Annotated in this window: 1 protein-coding gene; it reads right to left on the reverse strand. The window is 43.2% G+C overall.

What is annotated here, in order from left to right:
- Positions 1 to 315: hypothetical protein (locus tag EZH24_RS14610; RefSeq protein ID WP_161976214.1), on the reverse strand; the 315-nt coding region annotated here is incomplete at both ends.

Below are 315 nucleotides of genomic sequence, written 5' to 3' on the forward strand. Positions count from 1 at the left end.
AATCCGTATCCTCGCTTGCTATATAACTATTACCGTCTGCGGATTTATATATTTGAACTTGCGCGCCAACACTCGCTCCGCTATAATTGATTTTGTTATCGGTTATAGCAACTTCAACAGTATTTCCGTTTGCTTCTACTGAAAATTGTTCTCCAAATTCTTGCGGACTTGAATTGAAAGATTTTCTTGTAACGCCACTTCCGATTGTTCCCGTATAAGTTTTACCGTTATATGCCGTTAATTCGCTTGCGTCGGCTGCTGTTCCCGATGCGGTAGGTATCGAGCCTAAATCTACTCCTCCGCTTCCTCCTCCCG

The sequence above is a fragment of the Brachyspira catarrhinii genome (assembly GCF_005518285.1).
GTDB lineage: Bacteria > Spirochaetota > Brachyspiria > Brachyspirales > Brachyspiraceae > Brachyspira > Brachyspira catarrhinii.